This window comes from Chitinophaga niabensis, assembly GCF_900129465.1.
GTDB lineage: Bacteria > Bacteroidota > Bacteroidia > Chitinophagales > Chitinophagaceae > Chitinophaga > Chitinophaga niabensis.
In genome coordinates, this window is sequence record NZ_FSRA01000001.1 from 2,775,802 (window position 1) to 2,802,309 (window position 26,508).

The 26,508-nt window shown below is 48.1% G+C and carries 22 protein-coding genes and 1 tRNA gene; 8 read left to right on the top strand and 15 right to left on the bottom strand.

Annotation, left to right across the window (positions count from 1 at the left end):
* Nucleotides 1-36: 36 nt before the first annotated feature.
* The 9 genes from BUR42_RS10845 to BUR42_RS10885 all read right to left on the bottom strand — a co-directional run bounded on the left by BUR42_RS10845 (nt 37) and on the right by BUR42_RS10885 (nt 9,700).
* The gene (locus BUR42_RS10845; protein ID WP_074239246.1) at nt 37-552 is read right to left on the bottom strand and encodes a Spy/CpxP family protein refolding chaperone; all 516 of its coding nucleotides are present in this window, start codon (nt 550-552) and stop codon (nt 37-39) included.
* A gap of 3 nt (nt 553-555) precedes the next feature.
* Entirely contained in the window at nt 556-897 is a 342-nt protein-coding gene (locus BUR42_RS10850; protein ID WP_074239247.1) for a hypothetical protein, read from the bottom strand.
* A 46-nt stretch (nt 898-943) separates the two neighbouring features.
* The gene (locus BUR42_RS10855; RefSeq protein ID WP_074239248.1) at nt 944-1,510 is read right to left on the bottom strand and encodes an RNA polymerase sigma factor; all 567 of its coding nucleotides are present in this window, start codon (nt 1,508-1,510) and stop codon (nt 944-946) included.
* 28 nt (nt 1,511-1,538) lie between these two features.
* Nucleotides 1,539-4,460: an outer membrane beta-barrel protein gene (locus tag BUR42_RS10860; protein ID WP_074239249.1), complete on the bottom strand. Its 2,922-nt coding sequence runs from the start codon at nt 4,458-4,460 to the stop codon at nt 1,539-1,541.
* Between the two features lie 128 nt (nt 4,461-4,588).
* Nucleotides 4,589-6,994 (bottom strand): S9 family peptidase, encoded by a 2,406-nt coding sequence (locus tag BUR42_RS10865; protein ID WP_074239250.1) that lies wholly within the window; start codon nt 6,992-6,994, stop codon nt 4,589-4,591.
* 16 nt (nt 6,995-7,010) lie between these two features.
* The gene (locus tag BUR42_RS10870) at nt 7,011-7,679 is read right to left on the bottom strand and encodes a response regulator transcription factor (RefSeq protein WP_074239251.1); all 669 of its coding nucleotides are present in this window, start codon (nt 7,677-7,679) and stop codon (nt 7,011-7,013) included.
* Nucleotides 7,680-7,724: 45 nt separating this feature from the next.
* Complete coding sequence (locus BUR42_RS10875; protein WP_074239252.1) at nt 7,725-8,465, bottom strand: sensor histidine kinase; 741 nt, start codon at nt 8,463-8,465, stop codon at nt 7,725-7,727.
* A 12-nt stretch (nt 8,466-8,477) separates the two neighbouring features.
* Nucleotides 8,478-9,143, bottom strand: coding sequence for a hypothetical protein (locus tag BUR42_RS10880; protein ID WP_234979653.1), 666 nt, complete (start codon nt 9,141-9,143; stop codon nt 8,478-8,480).
* Nucleotides 9,144-9,157: 14 nt separating this feature from the next.
* A complete protein-coding gene (locus tag BUR42_RS10885) occupies nt 9,158-9,700 on the bottom strand; it encodes a hypothetical protein (RefSeq protein ID WP_143197408.1) in 543 nt (180 codons plus the stop codon).
* Nucleotides 9,701-9,893: 193 nt separating this feature from the next.
* Here BUR42_RS10885 and BUR42_RS10890 point away from each other — a divergent pair, with 193 nt between their 5' ends.
* A complete protein-coding gene (locus BUR42_RS10890) occupies nt 9,894-10,487 on the top strand; it encodes a DUF1801 domain-containing protein (RefSeq protein WP_074239255.1) in 594 nt (197 codons plus the stop codon).
* Nucleotides 10,488-10,525: 38 nt separating this feature from the next.
* Here the strand turns inward: BUR42_RS10890 and BUR42_RS10895 are convergent, their stop codons facing one another.
* The 6 genes from BUR42_RS10895 to BUR42_RS10920 form a co-directional block, all read right to left on the bottom strand.
* Nucleotides 10,526-12,910, bottom strand: a complete 2,385-nt coding sequence (locus tag BUR42_RS10895) for a phosphocholine-specific phospholipase C (RefSeq protein WP_074239256.1) — start codon at nt 12,908-12,910, stop codon at nt 10,526-10,528.
* A 131-nt stretch (nt 12,911-13,041) separates the two neighbouring features.
* Complete coding sequence (locus BUR42_RS10900) at nt 13,042-14,388, bottom strand: polysaccharide lyase 6 family protein (RefSeq protein WP_074239257.1); 1,347 nt, start codon at nt 14,386-14,388, stop codon at nt 13,042-13,044.
* Nucleotides 14,389-14,508: 120 nt separating this feature from the next.
* Nucleotides 14,509-14,931: a hypothetical protein gene (locus BUR42_RS10905; RefSeq protein WP_143197409.1), complete on the bottom strand. Its 423-nt coding sequence runs from the start codon at nt 14,929-14,931 to the stop codon at nt 14,509-14,511.
* 136 nt (nt 14,932-15,067) lie between these two features.
* The gene (locus BUR42_RS10910) at nt 15,068-16,699 is read right to left on the bottom strand and encodes a sodium/sugar symporter (protein WP_074239259.1); all 1,632 of its coding nucleotides are present in this window, start codon (nt 16,697-16,699) and stop codon (nt 15,068-15,070) included.
* Nucleotides 16,700-16,708: 9 nt separating this feature from the next.
* Nucleotides 16,709-17,815, bottom strand: a complete 1,107-nt coding sequence (locus tag BUR42_RS10915) for an acyltransferase family protein (RefSeq protein WP_074240540.1) — start codon at nt 17,813-17,815, stop codon at nt 16,709-16,711.
* A gap of 150 nt (nt 17,816-17,965) precedes the next feature.
* Nucleotides 17,966-18,853, bottom strand: coding sequence for an inositol oxygenase family protein (locus tag BUR42_RS10920; RefSeq protein WP_074239260.1), 888 nt, complete (start codon nt 18,851-18,853; stop codon nt 17,966-17,968).
* Nucleotides 18,854-18,964: 111 nt separating this feature from the next.
* On the opposite strand from BUR42_RS10920, the gene BUR42_RS10925 reads away from it, so the two are divergent.
* The 7 genes from BUR42_RS10925 (at nt 18,965) to BUR42_RS10955 (ending at nt 26,508) form a co-directional block, all read left to right on the top strand.
* Complete coding sequence (locus BUR42_RS10925) at nt 18,965-19,978, top strand: LacI family DNA-binding transcriptional regulator (RefSeq protein ID WP_074239261.1); 1,014 nt, start codon at nt 18,965-18,967, stop codon at nt 19,976-19,978.
* Nucleotides 19,975-20,421, top strand: a complete 447-nt coding sequence (locus BUR42_RS10930; RefSeq protein ID WP_074239262.1) for a GNAT family N-acetyltransferase — start codon at nt 19,975-19,977, stop codon at nt 20,419-20,421. The genes BUR42_RS10925 and BUR42_RS10930 overlap by 4 nt, the downstream gene beginning before the upstream one ends.
* 94 nt (nt 20,422-20,515) lie before the next feature.
* Entirely contained in the window at nt 20,516-20,935 is a 420-nt protein-coding gene (locus BUR42_RS10935) for an SRPBCC family protein (RefSeq protein ID WP_074239263.1), read from the top strand.
* Between the two features lie 144 nt (nt 20,936-21,079).
* Nucleotides 21,080-21,164, top strand: a tRNA-Ser gene (locus BUR42_RS10940).
* 102 nt (nt 21,165-21,266) lie between these two features.
* Nucleotides 21,267-21,833, top strand: coding sequence for an RNA polymerase sigma-70 factor (locus BUR42_RS10945; RefSeq protein ID WP_074239264.1), 567 nt, complete (start codon nt 21,267-21,269; stop codon nt 21,831-21,833).
* A gap of 79 nt (nt 21,834-21,912) precedes the next feature.
* Complete coding sequence (locus BUR42_RS10950) at nt 21,913-23,034, top strand: FecR family protein (protein ID WP_074239265.1); 1,122 nt, start codon at nt 21,913-21,915, stop codon at nt 23,032-23,034.
* Between the two features lie 81 nt (nt 23,035-23,115).
* On the top strand, nt 23,116-26,508 hold the full coding sequence (locus BUR42_RS10955) for a SusC/RagA family TonB-linked outer membrane protein (protein WP_074239266.1): 3,393 nt from the start codon (nt 23,116-23,118) through the stop codon (nt 26,506-26,508).

Consider the following 26,508-nt stretch of genomic DNA (forward strand, 5'->3'; position numbering starts at 1 on the left):
TTGTTTATTTTTTATTTAAATGCTCATGATGCCTTGCTATTGTTTCACACTATCTTTCGGCGGCTGGTTCTTATTACGCCAGGGGGCGTTCATTTTTTTCAGCACCTGGCTTACCACAGAGTCAAAGGCCGGTTGCTGCTGCGGGGTGCAGATGCTTCTCAGCCGTTGAAAATACCGGAATGTTCTCAGGTCTATCTTTTTCTGTTTGGCTGCAATGGTATCCGCTGCCGCATTGATCACGGAGTCTGGAACCGCTGCATTATTGATCAGTTTAAAGAAATTATCTTTTGCTACACGCATTTCCCCGAAGTAAGGCCTGATACTATCCCAATGCTGGTCTTTCAGGCTTTTATACTGAGCCAGTTGATCCGGCGTAAATCCCACCTGTTTTTCAAGCATTTGCAACATTTCACCACCTTTATCCTTATCCGGGTGTTTTTGCTGGGACGCCGGTTTGGTATACACAAAGAATACCAGCATGCCGATGTTTGTCAACAAAAGGAAAAGCAGCAGCAGGCTCAGTATTTTATTCCGTGCAAATGTTTCTTTCATCTTTTATTCGGGTTTGTCAAAGTCGTAAAAGGTGGTGGTGATGCCCAGTTGAGAAGCATCATCAAAGTCTTGCTGCAACATGGCCTGTTCTGTTCTTTCCGGGGCCGGTTTCATTTGTACGAACATAATACTGTTCACCGCCAGGATAAGCAATACCCCGGCAATGGCTATAGAGGGCCTTGTAACAATGGCAAGGAACCGCCCCCATGCGTCTGCGGCGCCGGACCTTTGCATCCTGGCCTGCAGGCGGGTAAAGAAGAAATCACCCGGCTCAGCCCGTTGTACGCCATCGAGGCTACTGAGGGTGCTTTCTACTTCGTGTGATATATTTAGTTTCTTCTTCATGATCGCTGTATTTAAGTTAGACGATAAAAAGCTTGAAAACTTGCATTTATTCTTCGTTATGATAATATTCTTCCAATTGCTGCCTCAAATTCTGTTTGGCCCGGTGCAAAAGCCCCTCTACTGCGGATATGCTGGCATCCATCACCCCTGCTATCTCCTTGCTGCTCAGGCCCTCCAGCTTGTGGAGCACAAAAGCGGCCTTCTGGCTGTCCGGCAGCCGGGCGATAGCCCTGAACAGCAGGTCCGCCCGCTCTTTATTGGCTAATGCGACCCCGGGATGGTGAAAATCCGGCGGATCTATGATCAATTCGTTCTGCTGGCCAAAAAGGCTGTATACTTTTGCCCATCTTTTTTTCCGGTTCTTTTTCCGGAGATGGTCCAGGCATTTGGTAACGGTAATACGGTATAACCAGGTGGAGATCTGTGCTTCTCCTTTGAATGTTCCTATTGATTCATGCACCTGCATGAACACCTCCTGAGCCACGTCTTCCGCGTCCGCAGTATTTTGCAGTATCCCGAGGGCGGTATTATATACCATGCCCTGCCACTGAGCCACCAGTTGAGAAAAGGCGGCCTCGCTACCTTGCTTTAACTGTGCAATAATATCCGTCAATGCGCTCCGAGTATGGTGGTGTTAGGTTTTAAAATGGTCTGTTCATCATGTCCGGTGCGCCGTTTAGTCTGTTAAAACGTTCCCTGCCACCGGTAGGCATGTTGAGCTTGCCGAAATTCTTCAATCTGTAAGTAAATGTAAGCATAAAATACTGCGTGAGCACCTGGCTCTGGCTATCCACAATACTCAGCCCGTTAACGGTACGGCTGATGGCCCTGTTCTGCTTCAGCAGGTCAAAAACAGATGCCCTCAGCTCTCCCCGCTGGTTCTTCAGGAACTTCTTCCCGATACCGGCATTCCACAGGATGTATCCTTTATCCAGGTCTCCTCCCAGGCCCCTGTTGAACTGGTAGTTCACTTCGTTCTGCAATACCCAGCCACTTTTGGTGAGCAGGTTCACAGCACCGGAGGCGGTATGGGTGGAATAATCGCTGTTTGTGCTTGGGTCGATGGTATTTTTGACCGTATTGAAATTACCATTATACGATAAGGTGAAATCCACATACTCGCTGATGTTGCTGGAGATCAGCACACCTGCACTATACGTATAGTTATGCGTAAAACCTCTCAGTTGATTGATCTGGCCCGGCGTACGCTGGTAACTTACCCCTGTATTCAGGTTAAAGTTGGATTTGATGAATTTCAGCGGTACACCATAGGTAAAGAAGGAACGCACACTCACAAAACCATCCATATTCTTGGCCTGTGTTAACCGGCCACCGCGTTTCAGCGTATCTGTCCCCTGCAGAACAGAGTCTCCGCGGGATGGCGTGAACACGGCATTGGTCAGGTAATCGTTATTGGTTTGCAGGAATATATTGGCAAAGAAGTTATTGTTATTTACGGTGTTGGTATAGTTATACCGTGCAGCTACCATATGGCCGAATTGCGGGCGCAGCTTAGGATCACCCACGGAATAGTTCAGCAGGCCGCTTTTGAAATAACCATCCTGTAATTGCTGGATGGAAGGCTGGTTCATGGAAGAACGGTAGAACACCCTGATCCGGCTGTATTCAGACAATTTATACATCAGCATCGCATTGGGCAGGATGTTGGTAAAGCTCTGCGATTCATTGCTGGCAAAAGGAAAGATCCTGTCGCTCGTCATCTCTGTATGCTGGTAGGATACGCCTACAGACAACATCTTATCCCGGTTACCCAAACGGTAAGTGATACCGGCATTCTGGGTAACGGCAGTGTTCTCGAACATGTTGGACTGGGCAGAATCCAGGATGCTATAGTCTTTAGACCCCAGGAAATCATACTGGTAAGCCCTTCTGTCTGAACTGTTCTTACTGTAAGTAGGATTATAGTTTATCTGTAACTGACCGGATTTACCAATAGGCTCTGTATAGGCAATGTTAGCGTTGTAAGACTGCCCGTCTGATAAGGGGCTGATCTTTTGTTTCAGGGAATCATCCTTTCCTGAACCATCATAATAGTTTAGATCACTGTTCCGGTATGTTGTTCCGGAACGGTCGTTGGTGCTCAGGCCAAGGCTCAGGGAGATGGTCCTGCCTCTTTTAGCGAATGCGTGGCGGTACATGATGTTCCCGTTCAGGTTGTATCCTGAATTGGAAGCACTGGAATTATTCATATTGTCCGCCAGCAGTTTGCCGAACTGGATGGTATTACCAAAAGACTCCGAGTAAGAGTTATTGTTCTGGAAACTGATACCGGGTGTAAAAATGATAGAGTTGTTAGAGTCTATCTTATATTCTATCCGCATATTGATGCGGTGATTATAGTTGGAACTGCTGCTGTAAGAAGTATCCGTATCGATCTGTTTCTGCCCTTCTTCCAGTGTTTGTTCCTCACGGTTGATCTCGTTATTGCTGGTGTTGCTGTTATTAAAGAAATAACTGCCGTTGAAGGTTACTTTCTTACCGAAATTATCGTTGAAGTTTACACCAATGGAATTGGTTTTGTTGAGCCCCCTGTTGGTACCGGTCAGGAAGTTGGAACTTCCTCCCCCGCCGCCACCGCCGAAGCTACCACCGCCACCTCCGCCACCACGGCCGCCGCCTCCACCGCCTCTTCCGCCACCTCCGCCGCCACGGCCACCGCCGCCGCCGGAACCAGCGTTTTGTACACCTAAGAGGTCTTGTGAAGAGAAGTTCTGCTGGTTGACGTTATTGGTCATGCCAATGATAGAGATGCGCCTGTCCTGGTTAAAGAGGTTCACATTTCCACCGGCGGAATACCGGCCTTCTGTACCATACCCGGCAAAGATCTTTCCGAACTGCCCCTGGCGCATTTCTGCACGGGTAACGATATTGATGGTCTTTTGAGAGTTACCATCGTCGAAGCCGGTGAACTGGGCCTGATCGCTCATCCTGTCGAACACTTCTATCCGCTGAATGGCTTCTGCAGGCAGGTTCCTTAAGGCCAGTGTGGCATCTTCTCCAAAGAATTCCTTTCCATCCACCAATACTTTTCTCACATCTTCGCCCTGCGCTTTCACATTACCATTCTCTACGGTAATACCGGGCATCTTTTTTACGAGGTCCTCACCACTGGCGTCCGGGTTGGTTTTATAAGCATCCGCATTAAATGCCAGTGTATCCCCTTTCTGCTGTGCAGGAGGCACCTGGCCTTTGATCACCACCTCTCTCAGTTCCCTGGAGGATTTGGGCATTTTAATAACACCCAGGTCCTGTGTTTCCGTTTGCAGCATGATAGCTCTTACGAGCTCTCCATAGCCGAGGAAGCTGATGGTAAGGAGATAAGCCTGCGGCTTGAGGTCTGTGATCTCAAAAGCGCCGTTATTATCAGTAAATACTTGTTTTTTAAAAGTATTATCTGTTGGGGAAGTAAGCCTGATGGTGGCTTTTTTCAATGTCGAACTATCCGCTTTATCCTTCAACACACCCTTCAGCACCAGATTCTGCGCAGAAGTAAGCTGAGCGCAGGTCAGTAAAAGCAATGTAAAGATCAGTGCATGCCGCATAGTAAAAGTTATCTGTATGGTTGGACGATATATCCGGGGGAAACATTTGCGGCCTTGATAAAAATATTAAAAAAAGAGGATATCTCTGCTGAACGGGCGTTCCGCCGGGAGATATCCTCTTTATACAGCTATTTAGCGTCCTTCACATAAGTATTCAACCATTGCGTTTGCTCCCAGAGCAGGTGCAGGAGGTTTTCCTTTGCGGCATAACCATGGCTTTCAAAAGGCAGCTGCACAAAACGAACCGTGCCACCATGCCCTTTTACAGCATTATATAACCGTTCACTCTGGATCGGGAATGTACCGGGGTTGTTATCCATTTCACCATGTATTAACAATAAGGGCGTTTTGATCTTATCTGCAAAACTGAAAGGGCTCATATTAAAATAGACCTCAGGCGCCTGCCAGTAAGTACGTTCCTCTGCCTGGAAACCGAATGGTGTTAAGGTACGGTTATATGCACCGCTCCGGGCAATACCAGCCTTGAACAGTTTCGTGTGGGCGAGCAGGTTAGCCGTCATGAAAGCGCCATAACTATGGCCACCTACCGCTACCCTGTTACTATCTCCCACCCCCATCTTAGCAAGGGCCTGGATAGCTGCATGTGCGTTGAGATAAAGCTGGGGAATGAAATTATCATTCGGTTCTTTATTTCCTTCTCCCACAATGGGCATTTCCGCATTGTCCAGAATGGCATATCCCTGTGTAACCCAGGGAATAGGGCCACCATAACCCACACGGGTGAACGTATACCTGGAACCTCTTACCTGTGCGGCATCTGCGGCAGACTTATACTCACGGGGATAAGCCCAGATCAGTACCGGTAAGGGACCATCTTTCTTTGCATCGTATCCTTTGGGCAGATAAAGATCGCCGGTAAGGTCTACACCATCTGCTCTTTTGTAGGAGATCTTTTGTTTGGATACTCCTTCCATGGCTTTATACGGATTGGTGAAATCAGTGATGGGCGTACCGATCAGCGAACGTTTCTTCAGGTCACGGATATAATAGTTGGGAGCCTCCGTCTGGCTTTCCCGGGAAGTAAGCATGATCAGCTTTTCTGCGTCCAGTACATCCACTACTGTTTCATAGAAGGGTGCCTGGCAACGCCAGAGGATATTGCCTTTACCAGTTTTGAGGTTATAGCTTTGCACAAAGGGCAGGTCTCCTTCAGGGGAAGAACCCTGTGAACGCAGCAGCAGCTCTCCGTTCTTTTGCACAAAGAGTACCGGCCTGTCGTATTGATTACGGATGGTTACAGGTGAACCTATTTCACTGTAAGCATCATTACTGCTTTTTTCAAAAAGGGAATCCAGTTTGCCGGTTTCGGAGTTATAGATACTGATGCGTTCTCTCCGGTCAGCAAATAAAGATTCATATACCAGTGCCAGTTGTTTTGTTCCCCATACTACGTTATCGAAGCGGCGTTTGGTACGGAAGAGTTCTTTTGGTGCTGCTTCTGTAACAGCATCCACAGCCAGCACTGCGTCGCGGAACTCCGCTTTCTTACGGCCCAGCCCTTCATCTAATGCTTTTACATAAATAATAGTATGCGGCTCGTCTGCTTTCCAGGAAAAATTACGCGGCGTGTTCTCCACATCATCGAAACCAATGGGCGCGCCTTCTGTGGAAGGGTTCTTAGCGAGGGTCTTTACCGTATTCCCCTGCAGGTCTGTTATGGTAATGGTATGCGGAAAACCGAAGGCGGTAACGAGGTAAGAGAAGGGTTTCTCCACCTGGCGTACCAGCAGGTATTGTTTATCCGGCGATACGGAATAGCCCTGATAAATACCGGGTTTGCCTATTGGTTTTTCTGATTGCAGATCGTTGATCACCAGTTGCGCATTGGTCATATAAGCGAACAATTGTTCGTCATACGGACTTTTGATCAGGTCCTGGTAAGTACGGGAAGCAGCGCTTTTGCCTTTGCTCTCCTGTACAACAGGCCCTTTGGGAGCAGCAGGCGCAACAGGTAAAGCCCCTGTTCCGGCAGGCACTGTTTTATACAACAGGCGGTTGTTATCTACCCAGGTGAATGATTGGCCAAGGGCCGTGTTCAAAGCTGCCTGGTTTACTTTCCGGGCTGCTTTGGTGGCGATATCTATTACATAAAGGTCTATGCGGTCGTTAAGCGTGTTCGTAAATGCGGCGAGCTTACCATCCGGGCTCCAGGTGACCTGGAAACCGCGGAACTCCTGTGGCAGGCCTGTAATAGGGAACAGCTCTTTGGTTTTGATGTTCTTCAACTGATAGCCTGCATTGTATACCACGCGGCTGGGGCCAAAGTTGCGGGGATTGAGGCGCAGCCCTGCAATACGCAATTCAGGCTGTGCGAGCTCTTCCACGGTAGGATAGGAATTACGGTCTATGAGTATCATCCACTCTCCTTTCTTGTCCACACTCACAGCAGGTAAAGGTTTTGCCAGCAACAGCTCCTCTATTACAGCCGGAGGGCGCTGGTAGGTAACATTATCCTGGCCATAGGCAATAGTAGTGGCCAGCAGGCTTAGTGCAAATAGTGTTGTTCTCATCATGTAAAATTGGATTTATCTAAAGCAGGTCTTCTTCTTTGATCAGGTTGTTCTTAAGGGCATACATCACTACGCCGGCGGTATTGCGCACGTTCATCTTCTCCAGGATCCTGGTGCGGTATCCTTCTACGGTGCGTTTGCTTAAAAAGATCTTATCACCTATCTGCTGGGCAGTGTACTGCAGGCAGATCAGCTGAATGATCTCCTGTTCCCGTTCCGTAAAGGAGATCTGTTCCTTGTGTTTATAGGGATTGAATTTGCTCTTGGCGATCATGCCGGCCAGTTTGGCGGAGGTGCTTTTGCAGTAATACACCCTGTCCTCATACACATTGGCAATGGCGTCCAAGATCTCCTGTTTGTCTGCATTCTTGAGCAGGTATCCCTTTGCGCCGGCTTCCAGCATTTCAACGATCTGGTTCTCTTCGTCGAACATTGAAAGTGCAATGATGCGCGCATCCGGCTGGAGGCGGATCATTTCCCTTGTGGCGGTAATACCGTCCATGCGGGGCATCTTAATATCCGTCATCACCACATCCGGTTTCTCCCGGGCTACTACTTCCAGTAATTCCCGGCCATCTCCGGCCTGGCCAACGAGGGTAATATTTTCCTGGCGGGAAAGCATCAGTGCCAACCCGTCTAAAAAAATTTCGTGATCATCAGCCACTACAAGGCGGATATCGTAATTCATGGAGATTATTGCCGGGATTAAAAAAGGTGTGAACAAATATACAAATTATCCCAAAGGTATCCTGAGATAATAATGGGTGCCTTCGCCGGGCACAGAGTGGATGCTTACGGATCCATGCATGATGTCCATACGGATCTCCATACTTTTCAGGCCCAGGCCGCGGGAGTTCTGTTTGGCCTTTTCCACGTTGAAGCCTTTGCCATTATCCTTTACCAGGATAAGGAGCTCTTTTTCATCCTGGCTGAAACCAATATCCAGCTTAGTGGCATTGGCATGTTTGAGCGTGTTGTGAATGATCTCCTGGATCACGCGGAAGATGTGAATATCCTTTTCAGGATCGGGAGTGATAGTGTTCACGGCATAAACGTGTACTTCCAGCAGATCGTTATGCCCTATATGGTTGGTGAATTCTGTGATAGCTTCAATAAGCCCTCTTCTTTCGAGGGTGTTGGGGAGCAGGTCATAAGAGATCTGGCGCATACTGGTGATGATCTCATCTATATACTTACCTGATTTGGCAATGATCTGTTTATCGCGCGGGTCGGTGACTTCAATGCTCGTCATGTTCAGCTTAACGGTGGAGAGCAATGGACCCAGGCTGTCGTGCAGGTCTGTGGCAATGCGCTTACGTTCATTTTCAAGTGATTTGATCTCTGCAGTGATGCGTTCCCGTTGCAGGCGCACATAGCGCCGGTGATACCGGATAATGGAACCGATAAAGAAAGTGATGATCACTGCCAGCAGTGAAGATAATAGTGCGGTTATATCATATATCCTATCTTCCATGGGGTGAAACACTTACGCTTTGAAACGCTTGGAAAAGTAATAGTCGTCCCTTACGGGGATAAACCAGACGGCTATTGCATAAACAATATTAACGAAAGCATTGATAAAAGCGAAGAGGTTAAAGATATTCCTGGATACTCTTGAATTATCTGGGTCTATTAACAGGAAACCTTCCGTGATCACGCTGTAGACGCCCATGATGATAAGGCCTATACAGATCAGGAACTTAGCATTCCTGAAGAGGTTACCGCCGAACGCGGCGATCAGTGAATTGATCTCATTTATGGATAAAAGCACTGTTACCAGGGAATATAACATTACAAAATAAGAGGAGAAGCCATCTGCCAGGAGGCCCATATAGAGGTTTTCAAATACCCATACCACACAATAGATAATAGCGAGGAAGATCATTAACCTGGGGCGTTTCTTGAGAAAGCCCCAGGTGTAAAAAAGATAGAGGATCACACCAGCTTCCAGCAATGTATAGATATTACTGGTGATGGCATTGCTTTTAGTCAGCCTGATGCTTACTTCACTCACCACTTCCGAGGTTAACGCCAATAGAAGGAGGAGTAAAAAGGGCTGATAGCTGGCACGTATACGGTGCATGCGTATCAACCCCAAGATCATTGGGAATATGATGGTAAAACTAAGTAACTGGGTAACAGTATTGGACATTGATCCGGGGATTATTAGGGTAGCGTTGCGAGCGGACTTCCGAAATCGCATGAATGGGGGCAGCGGTGACCGCGTTCAATAGCGTCTTCACCGCCAAGGCCGCTTGTATCCAGGTCCTGCGCATAGGCGGTACTTACGCCCGGAATCCAGAAATTGTTCTGTGCAAACAGTTTGCCGCGGAGGTCTTTACCGGCTGCGTCAACAGGTACCAGTACAAACACCACTTCCCGTTCCCTGTTGAGGCCCAGGTAAACACGGATGCCATCTGCGCCTTTTTTGTTGAGCATTGCGCCGATAGCGTCTTTATTGAATAATTCGCAAACAGGCAGTTTAAAGCTGGTGGAGAGGTAGGAAGAATCTTTCAGCTGCGCCTGCAATTCATCTTTAGCCTTGTCAAATGCATGCGTATAGTCGCGGGCATCCTTCATGGTAATAATGTGTTCTTTTGCTCTCTCCCTGTCCACAGGAATGCCTCCGCCGCGGCCGAATTCCCTGTAAATGAGCAGTATCAGTAGTAAAAGGATAATAATCCAGGGCACTGATTGTGATCTTTTCATAACCATTGTGTTTTTTATGTGAGTAAATGCAAGGTAATACAGCGATTACATGTTCGGGCAAGTAGAACTTCCCGAAAAAAAGGGTATAAATACTTATTTGAATCTGGGAACCTTTGGGTGGGTGAACTGGATGACGATATACCGCTACAAGTTATGAAATTTCCTTAACTTGTACATTCACAAAGCCCTAGCCATGAAAAAGGTAGATGATTACATCGCCAGATCTGCCCCTTTTGCACAGCCCATCCTTGAACATTTACGGGAACTCGTCTACAAAGCCTGTCCGCATGCGGAGGAAACTATTAAATGGGGCATGCCCATCTTTGAAACTTATGGCGCTAATATGTGCAGTATGGCCGCCTTTAAGCAGCATTGCGCTTTTGGCTTCTGGAAGGCTTCCCTGCTGGAGGACAAGCAGGGGATCCTGCAGGCGGCGGAAAATGCTATGGGGAGTTTAGGCCGGATCACTTCCCTGGAAGACCTGCCTTCTGAGAAGATCCTGATCTCCTACCTGCGGGAAGCGGATGCGCTGAACAGGGATAATATCAAAGTGCCTAAGGTACCTAAGGAGAAAAAGGAACTGGTAACACCCAGGGAACTGGCGGCTGCACTGAAGAAGAATAAAGCAGCTACGAAGGTGTTTGATGCTTTTAGCTATTCCTGCAAAAAGGAATACATTGACTGGATAGATGAGGCGAAGACGGAGGCTACGAAGCTTAAGCGGGTGGCTACCGCAATAGAGTGGATTGCTGAGGGGAAGGACAGGAACTGGAAATATAAGAAGTAAATAAAAATCCCGGCAACGTATGTTACCGGGATAATATCCTAAACAGTTCTTCCCATCAAAGGATCACTGAACGCAGGCTTCCCGGTTTCCACATGCCCTGCATATCTTCTCGCAAATCCTTTTGCACCTTGTACCGTTATTAAGAGGTCATACCAACCAAAGCTGGTATCCAGCGTCAATGGCACGGAAGCTTTCTTTCCTGCTGCTACTTTCACTTCGCGTGATTTACCTTTATAAGACACATCTTTGATCTCTACGGTATAGGTTTCCTTACCATGATTATTAAAGTTCAGTACCGCATTGTCCAATGTTACATCTAAGCGCGGATCATTTTCATCACCCTTTATTTCCCTGTAAAAACCATTAGGGCCGTATACATTCAGCGCATAAGCAGCAGCATCCCATTCATCTGTTAAAACATCACCTGCTTTTACAGCGTAATTGCGAATACCTTTCCCGTAGACTGTAAACGGCGCACCTGCCGCCTTTTTGCCAAAGAGGGTGTTATCCGCTTTCAAACGCAGCACCACTTTTTTACGATCGGCACTCAGCTTTGCATCTGCAGATAACTGGTAAGGAATAGCGCAGGAAGGCCTGATACCCGGCTCCTGTTGCGGCATGATGGCAGACAGCGGGCCGGCTATTTCCTGTGGTGAAAGGAGCTTATAATTAGCAGGCGGTGCTTTGAACTTCGCTTTGTGTACACTTTCAATGAAGGCTTCTTTGTTCAATGCCGCAGGACTTTCTATCTTCTCTCCGTTATAAGGCCTGAATACGGAAGTAAGGTCTCCGCAAACAGTACGCCTCCAGGCGGTGATATTTTCAGATGCTATTTTCTTTTTCAGTTTATGAGACAGGAAGGTTTCCAGGAACTGCAGATCAGAAGTATGATCAAACACCTGTGAGTTCACAAATCCTCCGCGGCTCCAGGGAGAAGCTACTACCATCGGCACGCGGTACCCCAGGCCAATCGCGCTTTCTCTTGCGCCTCTTTTTTCCTGTGCAGCAAACGTTACATACTCTACCGAAGGGTCTATACCTGCTGATACTTTACCCGCATCTGCTTTACCGGGTGTTGGCGGTACAAAAGGTGGCACGTGATCAAAGTAACCATCGTTCTCATCATAAGTGAGGATGAAGATGGTTTTCTTCCATACTTCCGGGTTCTGTGTGAGGATGTCCATCACTTCGGAGAGGTACCAGGCCCCATACCAGGGAGCGCCCGGGTGGTCTGAGAAATTCTCCGGCGCTACGATCCAGGATACTGCCGGTAATTCACCTTTCTTCACATCTTCACGGAACTGGTGCAGGATATCTCCCTTGGGTAACTGCACTTCCCGTTCTGTAGCACCATCATTATATTTCAATGTACTCAGGGAATGATAGTCAGGATCATTCCTGTTAGTGGTGAATGCTTTTTTATGCAGGTGCTGTTCTTTCTGCGGCAGGGTATCGAAAGGTTTTTGTGTTACCTTTTCTATCACCTTCTTTGCATATTCGAGGTATGTTTTTTTACGTTTGAGTGCTGCTTCGTCTTTTTCTTTTTCGATCTCTGCCGGTAATGTTTCCAGCAACTTCTTCAGGTATTGAACATGCGGTTCGTAATAGTCCACATGATATTGCGTGAACCATTCAATGGAGTTATCTGTGAAGTTGGCCAGCCAGGCATCTTCTTCCCCTTCAAGACCAACGCCCACACTGATCTCGTTCTGGTAGATCTTCCAGGAAACATTGTTTTCTTCCAGCACTTCCGGGAAAGTTTTCCAGCTGGCTTCTTTGCCGTAATCCACATCTGAATTGTATACGTTCGCTTTTGCGCCGGCGTTCATTTCATGGCGGATGGTGCCCGTCCAGAAGTACAGCCGGTTAGGTGTGGTGCCGGTCAGGGAAGAGCAGAAATGCTGGTCGCATACGGTGAAGGCATCTGCGAGTGCATAGTAGAAAGGAATATCTTCCCTGTTATAGTAGCCCATGGTAAGGGGCATGTGTTTATATTCTTTATGGCCTGAACTTTTCACATCCAGCCACCTGTTGTATTTGCCGTCGTTGCGGGCATCTACCTGGTCTGCCCAGGAATGCGGCAGGGAACTCATCCAGGTAGCTTTGGTATCAAAGATGTTCAGGCGGAAGGGAGCATAGGTTTCTCCTGCACTATTACTTTGCAGGAATACGGAATGGCCATTTTCCAGCTTAATGGCCCTGGGATCATTGTAACCTCTTACGCCTTTCAGGGTACCGAAGCAATGATCAAATGAACGATTCTCCTGCATGAGGAACACTACATGTTCAGCATCCAGGTAACTGCTGCCAGGGGCGGGATTGATGGCCAGCGCTCTTTGAATGGTTTCGGGCAGGATGTTGGCTAATCCGCCTGCGCCTGACAACAGGGCTGCTTTGCGTAAAAATTCTCGTCTCGTATCCATAAAGCCAAAATAGCAATATTTCCCGAATGGCCGGAGGGGATAAGATTAAATCCTGATTAAAAGAAGAAGGGCTGACACTTAGGTGCCAGCCCTTGCAGGTCATTTATTTTGTGTTGCAACCTACACCTGTTTTATTTTGCATTGCATCCTACATCTGCAGGATGAAGCGCACGTGCTGTAACAGGTTGTACAGATACTTCATCTGCCCCAAGGTCCAGCGCGCCTTTACGTTCCTGGCCATCCATATCTGCGGTGATACCGGGATATCCTTCTTTTACTGCATCAATGGCCGGGCTCCCTTTCTGCAGGTGACCATCTTTGGTAAGTTTAGGATCAAAGGTAGTATAACCGGATTCCGGCATTTGCCCTGCACCTTTGGTATTAAAGATCACATTCCCTTTAAAGGTAGGATTCACATACAGCGGGCCTTGTATACTCATCGCTTCTCCCCCGCCCTGGATAATGTTATAGGCAATGGTGATAAAAGTAGAACCGATACCTTCCTTGCGTTCTGTACGGGTAATGTTATTCTCATTATTCAGGAGTGTATTGAATGCGATCACTACGCGATCAGGACGATCATGACTGGTTAAAGGCGCGCCATCCGCTACTTCCGCACCACCATTCCCTACATTGATAGCAGGTTTGCAGTTTTCAAAATAATTACTGTAAATGATATGATCATCTCCAAAAATGCGAATGCCGGGGGTGTTGTAGAAATAGTTACCATATACCTTGCAGAAATTACCATGCCTTAAAGTGAACTGCGCTTTACAATCCCTGATGGTGTTGTAACGGATAGTTACGGCAGAGGATTTAACAGAGAGTAATTCGTTTTCTCCTGCGCAGTTTTCAAACAGGTTGTATTCAAAGATGCTGTTGCTGGAAGATAAGCTGTAACCGCTCAGCCCGAATTGTACGGCTTCTGCCCCATTCCCTTTCTGCGGAGAAAAGTTATGGAAGTAATTGTGATGGATCCAGAGCCTTTCAGCGATCTGTTTACCTGTACCTCTTACACCAATGAACTTTCCTAAAGAGTTCTTATCCTGGAAGGTATTGTAATCTACCGTGTGATCATTACCGATAACGGTGAGATAATTACCTTCTCCTGTGTTGATGAATATATTGCGCGTCCAGCGGCAGAAAGCAGTACCGCCTTCCATCACCGCTTTATTGGCAGCGTGCGTGAATTTAAACCCTGAAATAACAATCCAGGAAGAAGGGCTTACTATTTTGAAACCTCCTGCACCGGTGATCTCTGCGGCGCCTGTTCTTTCCGTGGTAATGGTGATGGGCTGCTCCTTTGTTCCGTTCCGGTTAATGGTAATGTCTTCCGTAGTGGTGTAAACACCACTGGCCATTGTGATCACATCTCCGGGTGCGGCGCTGTTAATAGCAGTCTGTAATTCAGCGATGGACCTTACGCGTATTTTTTTGGCTGAGATAGTACCTGCAGCCAGCAGGAAAGTTAAGAGCATAAGTGCCCTTTTTGCACAGTGTATTGGCAAGCTAGTTATCATTGTGGAACCTTTTATTACCGCATAATTACAAAAAGTTCCAATAAAGCCGGCTAAAAGTTTTTAGCCGGCTTTATGTTATCAGGGACAACGGTAATTACCGGTCCATGAATAGGTGTGTGTACTGTACTCACCAAAATCGGTCTGGCTGTTGCAGTTGGCGTCGTTCCACTGCTCCTGGTCCTGCCCCACATAGGTGCGGCTGCCTGAGCATAACATCATCCAGTGTGTACTGGAGGAGGTACCGTAATCAGACACGTCTTCCACCTTCATTTCCAGCTCAACACAGGAAGAATACTGGTTAGGATTAAGAAGGGTCACAAACCTTTCTTTGAGCCCGTCGTGCTGGCAGCCATTATCTATCCAGCCATAATCATCCCAGCTGAAGGAGATGTTAGGTACCGGGCATGGTGGTGGCGGCGTGGCGGTCAAAGGGGTGGATTGAATGAGGGGGAGTAATGGCAATAGCAGTACGCATGCCATTTTCAGCATTGATGTTTTCATAAAGTGGAAGTTTAAATAAAAAATGAAAAAAGGGTCTAACAGTCCGGGTTCAACGTTTGGGTCTTCATACCACTATAAAAATAAAAAGAGTAGCGCAATCGCTACTCCTCTTATTTTATCTTTTATGCATGTTATTTTACCAGAACACGGTATACAGCGCAGTGAGGATACCGCAGATGATCACGGAACCCACTACAAAACCCGGTGATACCCGGAACATGGAAGTATCGATCTCAATTTCCTCACCTGTTGGTGCTGTTTTAGGTTTAGACAAACTGATCACGATCATGATGGCTACAATGAGCACGAAAGTGATCGACATCCTGTCCAGGAAAGGATAATCAGGGAAGGCGCCATTCGTCCATACCGGTAAGAACTTCAATATGGTAGAAATAGGAATGGTGAGCAATGTACCCGTGAGTGCTGCTGCTGCCGTAGTGCGTTTCCAGAAGAAGCCCATCAGGAAGATGGCCAGCACACCCGGGGAGATAAAGCCTACATATTCCTGGATGAACTGGTATGCCTGGTCCAGCGATTTCAGGGCAGGTGTTACCAGGGCTGCGAGTAACATGGCAATGACCACTGCCCATTTTCCTACGATCACCAATTGTTTTTCTGTAGCGCTCTTATTGAAGAACTTCTTATAGATATCCAGTGAAAAGATAGTGGAGATACTATTGGCCTTACCTGCCAGCGAAGCTACGATAGCTGCTGTGAGGGCTGCGAATGCCACACCTTTGAGGCCGGCCGGCAATAAGTTCATCAGAGTAGGATATGCCTGGTCCGGTTTTAACACACCGGCTGCATTTTTCATTTCTTCCTGGAACATGCCGTTCTTATGCAACACATACATCACGATGCCCGGTAATACGGCGATCACCGGCACCAGTAATTTCAGGAAGGCTGCAAACAATATTCCTTTCCTGGCGGTTTTAAGATCAGCTCCCAGCGCGCGTTGTGTGATGTACTGATTACATCCCCAATAGGCCAGGTTATTGATCCACATCCCTCCTATCAATACAGATAAACCGGGAAGGTCTTTATAATAAGCGTTCGACTTATCAAAGATCATATGAAAATGAGTAGGCGCCTCTTTGCGGAGCACCCCCAGTCCTTTCCAGATATCACCATCGTACCCAAACTTGTCTGCCAGCAGGGATAATGCGAGGTAAGTAGTGATCAATCCACCCACGATCAATACCAGCACCTGTACCACATCTGTATACCCGATCACTTTCATACCGCCCAGCGTTACCACCAGCGCAAAGATGCACAGGCCTGCAATACACCATTCAAAACTAATGGGTGTGATAGAAGTGATGGCCAGCGCGCCGAGGTAGATAATGGAAGTAAGGTTTACAAACACATACACCAGTAACCAGAACACGGCCATGATGGTACTTACCTTATCGTTGTACCGCCTTGAGAGGAATTGCGGCATGGTGTAGATCTTGTTCTTCAGGTAAAGCGGAATGAAGAACACGGCTACGATGATCAAAGTGGCGGCGGCCATCCATTCATATGTAGAGATAGCCAGGCCCAATGCAAAACCGGAACCGGACATACCGATGAAATGTTCCGCAGAGATATTAGATGCAATCAGCGATGCGCCGATCGCCCACCAGGTAAGCGAACCTTCCGCCAGGAAAAATTCCTTTGCGCTGGTGGAAGTTGCTTTCTTACGATGGTAGATATAATAACCATAACCGGCTATGGCAACAAAATAGATGAAGAATACAATGTAGTCAGCAAGCTGTAGTTTATTCATGTGGTGGAATTAGATTTTGAGGAACCATCGTTTGCGATACAGGAAATAAAGCGCTGCTAATTCAATGGCCAGTACGCCGCACCACAACCACACCTCATGAAATGCTTCGGGCGTAAACTTTATCAATCCTCCAAACAGGTACTGGGAAGTATGTTTGAAATTAACAATGCCATGCGATGCCATGTAGATAAGGATGGCATTGGTGCCGATCCACACGAAGGGCATACTCCATTTCTTCCAGCCTGCGGCGTCTATTACAAGGTAGAAGAAGGATAACAACAGCAGGCTCCAGCCGGCGGTAACCAATACGAAAGAGCTGGTCCAGATATGTTTATTGAGCGGGAAGATAAGCCCCCAGGCATAGCCCAGTATTAAAGACACTACGCCGGCCAGGGCCAGGTAACTGCCTTTCTTCGTCCGGCTCCACTCGCAGGACTTCAGGAAATCCCCGGTGAGTACACCCAGCAGGGCGCTGCCTATGGCAGGAACAGTAGAGAACAGCCCTTCCGGGTCAAATACTTCGCGGTAAAGATGGCCGGGCAGGAAGAGGCGGTCGAAATAACCGGCGAAGTTCCCTTCCGGCGTTAAAACACCGGCTCCAAAACCGGGTACCGGGATCAGCATCATGGCCGCCCAGTAACCGATCAGGAGGATCCCTACCCAAATGATGCGCATGCGTAATGAGCAATTCAGGTAGATCAGGGCCGCAAAAAAGCAGGACAAGCCGATGCGGCCCAATACGCTGGCAAAACGGGTGTTCTCATATCCTTCCCAATGCAGCAGGCCGTTCACAACCATGCCCAATACAATGAGGATAAGGGTACGCCGTACCAGCGAGCTGTATATCTTCTTTTTGCCGACCACGGCCGCTTTTGCATAGGCAAAAGGCATGGATACCCCGGCAATAAAAATAAAAAGCGGGAAAATGAGGTCATAGAACGTGAAGCCGTTCCATTCGGAATGATGCAGCTGAACAGCCATCGTTTCCAGTACAGGGTGATGTGTGGCCTTAGCAAGCTGGGTGAAGATCTCCTCCCCGCTAATGATCCAGAACATATCAAAACCCCTTAATGCATCCAGTGATTGCAGGCGGGACGATACATCCCCTGCCGGCATAGTGTTAGGTAAGCCCCCGGTATTAATCATCGTATAATTTCCCGATTTTTTCTGATACCCGCAATAATCAGTGGTGTTATTTATTAGTTAGCGAGCGGTACAGGTATAGGTAAAGTTATACTGCCGGATCCAGGACCCGGCAGTAGTATATTAGAATTTCAGTGTTTTTGGCAGGTATTTAGCCACCAGGTCCTCATAATAAGGCCGCAGCTCTTTCCAATCCGGCGGAACCGGGTTCTTGGAATAGAGGTCGTAAGGGTTGAACAGTTTCACCCATTTCAGCATTTCGCGGTCGTGATCATCCAGCAACTGCTCATAATCCCCTTCCCGGTGCCAGGAGTAAAAGGAGTGATAACGCAGCATATACAGGCCGGATTCCGGCAGGCTGTCCTTCATCATCTGGTACACATATTCATCATGGCCCCAGGACATATGCACGTTGCGGAGACCGCATCCTTTCTTATATATACCTGTAGGCGTCTGGTATTCCGGGTTATTGAAATCCGGGTTGTTCTTAAAGAACTCAGGGTATACGATCTTATCTGAGTAGGCACAGCCTACGGGGAAGGTATCCCCCACTACTGCCCACTGCGGTTCGCCGAAGAGGCAGAGGGTTTTACCCATGTCGTGCATGAGCCCTACCAGCACCATCCAATCCGGGTGACCATCCCTGCGGATAGCCTCTGCTGTTTGCAGCAGGTGCTGGAACTGGTCCAGGTCCGTATCCGGGTCAGAATCATCTACCAGCTGGTTAAGGAAGTCAAATGCCTCCCAGATGGGCATCTCTTTTTTATTGAAACGCAGGTAATCTGCTCTTTTTTCCTGTACAAAATCATACGTTTGATAAGTATGGTTCAGCCGGTAGAATTCCCTTACCGTATCCCTTTCAGGCGCCTCGTAATTGCGGTATGCTTCTGTGGATTTGGAGGTAGCAATAGCTTCAGGATCAGGATAACGCTCAAGAACGGCATCTTCCCATTCATCAAGGCTTCCCAGAGGGTTAATTTCTTTTTCGGTGAACTTTTGTGTGGTACTCATAGGAGCATCAGTTTACTGTGAGAAAATTGTGGAATGTTTCCCTAATTTCGACGTTTTTCCCAAGATTCTTTGCATAATAGTGTAGCTTTATTTACGAAACCGGTTTCGAAAATGAAGAATGTTACCATCAGAGCGTTAGCTAAGGAATTGAACTTATCCGTTTCCACTATTTCCAAGGCATTGCGGGACAGTTATGAGATCAGCGAAGAAACCAAACAACGGGTGCTGGAAGTAGCCAACCGGCTGAGTTATACACCCAATCCTTATGCCAGCAGCCTGCGCGGCAAAAAAAGCAAAAACATTGCTGTAGTGATCCCCGAGATCGCGGATAGTTTTTTTGCGATCGCTATTAATGGTATTGAAGCGGTGGTGAAAGAAAAAGGTTATCACGTACTGATCTGCCTTACGCATGAAAGCTTTGAAAATGAAAAAGCCATACTCCGGGAATTTGGCAGTGGCCGTGTAGATGGGGTACTGATGTCCGTTTCCAGCGAAACCACCTCCTGCGAGCATATCTGTGATCTGATGGACAAAGAGGTGCCGGTGGTATTCTTTGACCGTGTGCTGGATGAAGTGGATACAGATAAGATCGTAACGAATGATTTTGAAAGTGGTTACGCCGCTACCCGGCACCTGGTAGAAAAGGGATGTAAAAAGATTGCCTATCTCGGCATCTCCAAAAGCCTTGCCATCAGCAACAACCGTATGGAAGGTTATAAAAAGGCATTGGCGGACCACCACATCCCCTTTGAAGCAAGTGATATTGTACTTTGCACCAATGACCCTGCTTATAATATCGAGATCGTAAAAGAACTGCTGCAGCGAAAGAAAAGACCGGATGGAATTGTGGCATCTGTGGAGAAGCTTACCACCACCGTGTACCTGGCCTGTAATGAATTGCAACTGGTCATTCCGCAGCAGCTGCGTATCGTTTGTTTTTCCAATCTTGAAATTGCTACCATCCTCCACCCCTCTCTTACTACTATAACACAGCCTGCATTTGAGATGGGTAAGTCTGCCGCAACAGTATTACTGAAAGCATTGGACAAGAAGAATAACGGCCAGCCTAAAAAACAGCTGGTTATCCCTTCTACATTGATCATCAGAGGCTCCAGCAGTATATGAAACTTATCAGAACAACATCAGAAAACCCGGATTTCGTAGCGCTTGTACGCGAGCTGGATCAATACCTTGCAGGTGTGAACGGCGAAGCACATGGCTTCTTTGCGCAATTCAACAAAATAGATATGCTGAAGCATACCGTGGTAGCATATATTGATGATATCCCGGTAGGCTGCGGCGCATTCAAAGCCTTTGATACCACTGCTGCAGAGATCAAGCGGATGTTTGTACAGCCTGCCTTTCGCGGGAAAGGAATTGCCAGTGCCATCCTCAAAGAACTGGAAACCTGGGCGGCTGAAGAAGGCTTCACTGCCTGCATGCTCGAAACCGGCAGCCATATGCCGGATGCAGTGGCGCTTTATGCCGCCAGGGGCTACAACGTTACCGCTAAATACGGCCAGTATGTGGATTCTGAGCTGAGTGTATGCATGCGGAAAGATGTCTGAAGGTCCCTTGTCGCATTAAACCCTTTCTTTGTCGGAATCTCCCCCCGGCGCTCTTCCCGTGGCGTTGTAAGTTTGTATTGCAAAACAACGAATCATGGAAAATAAAACACCTATCACAGTAGAAGCAACCATTCAGGCCCCGGTTGAAAAAGTATGGAAATACTGGAGCGAGCCTGCACATATTATGAACTGGTGCAGCGCCTCAGACGACTGGCATGCTCCTGCCGCAACAAACGACCTGCGTTCGGGCGGAAAGTTCTCCACCACCATGGCTGCAAAAGATGGCAGTTTCAGTTTTGATTTTGCAGGCGTTTATGACCAGGTAAAAGATCAGCAATACATCTCCTATACAATGGGTGATGGCAGAACGGTAAAGATCACTTTCAGCGGTGAAGGCAATGCTACAAAGGTTGTGGAAACATTTGACCCGGAAGAAGTGAATACAAGGGAATTACAACAAGGCGGCTGGCAGGCAATCCTGAACAACTTCAAGAAATATACAGAAGGGAACTAAGGTTTTCTCTTTTCAGGGGGCAGCATATCAAAGATATGCTGCCCTTTTGCCTGCAAACCCTTTACCACAGGCACTTGTAGATTTTTCTTTATCTCCAAGCAAAAAAGTTTTTTTTAAATACATTTCGTTTTATACTTTTGCCGCGGAGGAATGGCAGAGCGGTCGATTGCGGCAGTCTTGAAAACTGTTGACTGTAACAGGTCCGGGGGTTCGAATCCCTCTTCCTCCGCTGACAAAACAAGATGAACTCACAGGCTAAGCTTGTGGGTTTTTTGTTTTTTAGGAATACCCTTTCTCATAATTCTATTTATATTTATGGAGATTCCACTGAATGCAATACCAATCATATACTGACCATCAGTTATTAGACATGTTAAGGTTGGGAGATAAAGCTGCACTGAACGAAATATACACCAGATACCAGGGCATCCTTTACAGTCACGCCTTTAGACGCTTTCCCGACCGGGAGGAAGTGCGTGATGTAGTGCAGGATATATTTATCAATCTCTGGAATAACCGCGCACACCTCCAGGTTGGCACCAGCCTCGCCGCCTATCTCTATACATCGGTACGGAACCGCCTGCTCAATATTATCCGCCATCAGAAAGTACAGGACGCTTACGTTCATTCCCTGCAGAATTTTATCGACAAAGGAGAAAACATCACGGATGAAAAGCTCCGGGAAAAGGAACTGATCCGCCTTGTTGAACAGGAAGTGGCGGCACTGCCGGCGCAAATGCGCCTTATCTTTGAAATGAGCCGCCAGCTTAACATGAGCCACCAGCAAATAGCCGAAGAATTGAACCTGAGCCCTCTTACGGTGCGGACCCAGGTCAGGAACGCATTGCGGATCCTTAAGGTGCGGCTGGGTCCCCGGACCTTTAGTATTTTCTTCTGATTTTTTTTAAATCATCTACCCCCTTGCCCTTTATTGCGTGTCATATACGTATACAGGGGGAAATAATCCCCATTCCACGATGAAGAACGCCAAAGAACTGCTTGATAAATATCTTTCCGGAGAGGCTACCAGCGAAGAAAAAGCGCTGGTTGAATCCTGGTATCTGCAAGAGGGCCTCCCTCCCTCTGATCTTTCGCAACAACAACTTCAGGAAGAATACGACATGGGCCTGAAAGCGCTGCAGGCACAGCTTACACCTGTAAGGCGCATCTGGCCGCGTTGGGCAGCCGCCGCAGCGGTATTATTATGTGTGGGCACCGCCGTCTTTTATATGACTCCCGCTAAGCAGCATGTGCAGCCAGCCGTAACGGTAAATGTAACGGAAGCGGATATACCAGCCGGCAGCAACAAAGCCGTGCTGACCCTTTCCAATGGGAAAAAGATCAGCCTCACAGACGCCGCGCCGGGTAGCCTTGCCCGTGAGTATGGCGTATCCGCAGAAAAAACAGCAGATGGTGAACTGGTGTACAACGCCAACGGTTCCGCCAACGCGCAGGAATATCATACTATTACCACGCCTGCCGGTGGTCAGTACCAGGTTACCTTGCCTGATGGCAGCCATGTTTGGCTGAACGCCGCATCCAGCCTGCGTTACCCTGTGAAGTTCGGGCAACAGGAACGGCTGGTGGAATTAAGCGGTGAGGCCTATTTTGAGGTAAATAAACAAACCGGCGGGCGCCCCTTCATTGTGCAAACCGGTGGCCAGCAGGTGCAGGTATTGGGTACACATTTTAATATCAGCGGGTATGCGAATGATGCTGCTATTAAAACCACCCTGCTGGAAGGATCTGTGCGAGTACGGAACACCCCGGGCAATACTGTACTGCTGAAACCGGGGCAAATGGCGGTCAACAACCAAACACAGGGCCCCATACGTGTAACGGCGGCGGATGTGGAAGATGTAATGGCCTGGAAGAACGGATTATTCATTTTTAATAATGAGCATATCAGGGACATTATGACCAAACTGGCACGCTGGTACGATATTGATGTGCAATATGAGGGAGATATGTCTGGCGTGGCCTTCCAGGGGAACTACCAACGCTCAAGGAGCCTCGTGAACCTGCTCAAAACAATTGAACAAACCAATAGCATCCGCTTTAAAATTGAAGGAAGGCGGGTTACTGTGATCAAACAATAAACTTTTTTTAATTGACGAACAACCGTTCATACTGCAACTAATGCAGGATGCGGAACCGTATTGTAAAAATTCCCGCGTGTTATGAAATGTAGATTTACTTTTTTCCTGATCGCCTTTCTGCTGGCCGGCGCTCCGGGCTTCTCACAACAAGTCAGCATCCACGTGAAAGACGCTTCTATCAAGGAAGTATTTTCCAGGCTTACGGAACAAACCGGCCTGAACTTTATGGCCGATGCCCTCCTGATGAAAAACCTGAAACCGCTCAACCTGCAGTTCAGTAACACACCGCTGAACGAAGTATTGCAGAAATGTTTCAGCGGCGAAGAGGTGGACATCCTTGTGAACCAGAACTACAAAACAGTAGTGATACGGAAGAAGGCACCAGCCGCTAAAGCAGGCAGGCAGCAAAAACAGGTTACCGGTAAGATCACCAATAGCACAAATGAACCGCTGCCAGGTGTAAGCATCCGTGCGAAAAATACGGTTACCGCTACGGTATCTGATACCGCAGGCATGTTCAGCATTGCCGTTCCGGAAAACGATGCCACGCTCACTTTTTCCTTCATCGGGTTTACAACTAAGGAGGTAGCGGTAAAAGAGGGATCGGATATAAACGTAGTGCTGGAAGATCAGCAAAAGGCATTGGGAGAAGTAGTGGTGATCGGTTATGGCGAGCAAAGCAGTAAAAAAGTGACCACTGCTATTTCACGGATCGGCGGAAGCGCTATCGCCAAACAGCCCGTTGCAACGCCAGGTGAAGCCCTCGCAGCACTTGCGCCGGGCATACAGGTGCAATCAGCACGGGGAGGTTATCCCGGCGAAGCACCTACTATCCGGATCAGGGGTGTTGGTTCCCTCGGCACCAGCAGTGATCCGTTATACGTGGTGGATGGTTATCCCTTACAGGAATCCACGCAATTTGACCTGATCAATCCGGCCGATATCGAATCCATAGAACTGTTGAAAGATGCGGCCTCCGCAGCCATTTATGGCTCCAGGGCAGCTAATGGTGTAGTGATCGTCACTACAAAAAGAGGTAAAGCAGGCAAGGCAAGTTTTAATGTATCTGCATATAGCGGTATGCAACAGATCGCCAAAAAAGTAGATCTGCTGAACCGGGATGAATATATCGATTATGCCAAGTTCACGGCGCGCCTGCGTAATGTAACATATCCTGCGGTGTTTGATACCAACCCGGATAGTTTGCCGGATGTGGACTGGCAGGATGTGATCTTCCGGCAGGCCCCTATCGCCGACTTCCAGATGTCCGCAAGAGGTGGCTCTGAAAAAGCCCGGTATTCCGTGTCTGGCGGATACTTCAGCCAGGATGGCACCATGCGCGGCACTTCCTACAAACGGTATAACCTTCGTTTTAATATGGATGCGGACCTTCATCCTAAATTAAAGATCGGTATCTCCATGGCGCCTTCTTTCTCCGATCAGTACCGGCAGCCGGCAGGTGGACAGTTCAGCGAGGCTTCTGCCAGCGAAACAGTCGGTGGGCGCACTTTACCAAGCCCTATCCACTCCGCGGTATTAATGCCCCCCATAGTGCCTGTATATGCAGCAGATGGGGATTATGCACAGGGATACAGAGGTTTGAAAAATTCCGCGAACGGCGTGTTCTTCCAGGCGAGCCTCTATAACCCGCTGGGTGTGCTGGAACAATACCGCAACAGGGTAAAAGAATACCGCCTGCTGGGGAACAGCTTCCTGGAATACGAACCCTTGAAACGACTGAAGCTGAAAACCTCCCTCGGCGCTACCCTCAACATCAATGATCAGAATGCTTATATACCAGCTACACTGGCCAATAACAGCGCGCCGGCGGCCAGCCGCTCCAACCCTGTGATCGCGCAGATCTATGCAATGGAAAACCAGTCCACCGTGGTAGACTGGCTCTGGGAGAACACACTTACCTATTCAGGCAGCATTGCAGAAGCACATCATTTTAATGCGCTTTTGCTTTACTCGCTGCAAAAATACCAGGCTAAATCCACCGGTGCCACAGGCCGTTCCGGTACGTATACAAGCGCATTACTCGAAAATCCGCTAGCTTCGTCGGACCTTGTAGGCTCGCTGGCTTACAGTCAGAACTCCTTCCTGTCATTCGGCGGCCGCCTCAATTATGATTATAAGAATAAATACCTGCTGTCCGCCGCACTTCGCCGCGATGGTTCTTCCCGCTTTGGGCCCAACAACCGTTTTGCATCTTTTCCCTCGGTATCTGCGGCATGGCGCATCAGCGAAGAACCATTCATGCAAGCCATCAGCCCGGTGTTGAACGAAGTAAAAATACGCGCCAGCTATGGCGAAACCGGTAATGCCAGCATTGGTGATTTTACCTGGGCCAACAACATTGTACCACGCGATTATGGTTTTGGTAACCAACGTACTTACGGCAGCGCACAATCCGGCTTTGCTAATTATGATCTCACCTGGGAAAAGAACCGGCAAACAGACATTGGGCTGGAGCTGGGTTTCCTCGATGATAAATACAGTATCACCCTCGATTATTACACCCGCGAAACAGAAGGTATGCTTTTCCAGAAAGACCTGCCCGCCATTATCGGGTATGCAGCTTTCTATCGCACCAACCTGGGCAAATTGCGCAACCAGGGTGTAGAACTGAATGCAAAAGCCAATCTCAATCTTGGCCCCGTTAAATGGGTGCTGGAAGGGAACATATCAGCCAACCGTACAAAGGTACTCAGCCTGGGCGGCCCCTCTTCCCTCCCTCCGGATGCGGCCATCTTTGGATGGGATAACGTATTCCAGGTAAGAACAGGTGATCCGCTGGGGCTGATGTATGGTTATGAGGTGGCAGGTATTTTCCGCACAGCGCAGGACCTCCAGGCGCATCCTCAATGGGTGACCGGTAATAAAGTAGGGGACTGGATCATCAAAGATCAGAACAACGATAAAAAAATTGACGAGAACGACCGCGCTGTACTGGGCCACGGTTTCCCGGATTTTCTCTATGGCCTCAACAGCACCTGGCAATACCGGAACATAGATCTTTCTATCCTGGTGCAGGGTGTACAGGGCGTTGATGTGATCAATGGTAATGTGCGTCATCAGTTCGGCATCCACAATGTGAATACCAGCCCTGAGTATTACAATAACATCTTCGACCCGCAGCAACCGGAGAAAAATGCAGAATACCCCGCGCCACTGGCCTCCGGTGTAACGCCGCTCAATAATCTTACGAACAAAGCAGTGTCTGATGCCTCTTTTCTAAGACTTCGTAATGTAACACTCGGTTATACATTACCACAAGCTGCGTTGCGAAAAATAAAAGTACAGGCACTCCGCTTTTACGTTACTGCACAAAACCTGTTCACCATCACCCGGTATAACTGGTACAATCCTGAAACCAGTGTCACCGGCGATTCCGTGTACAGGCCCGGGGTAGACCAGGGCACCTACCCTGCTAACCGTGTGTTCATTGCCGGCCTTCACCTTGGTTTTTAA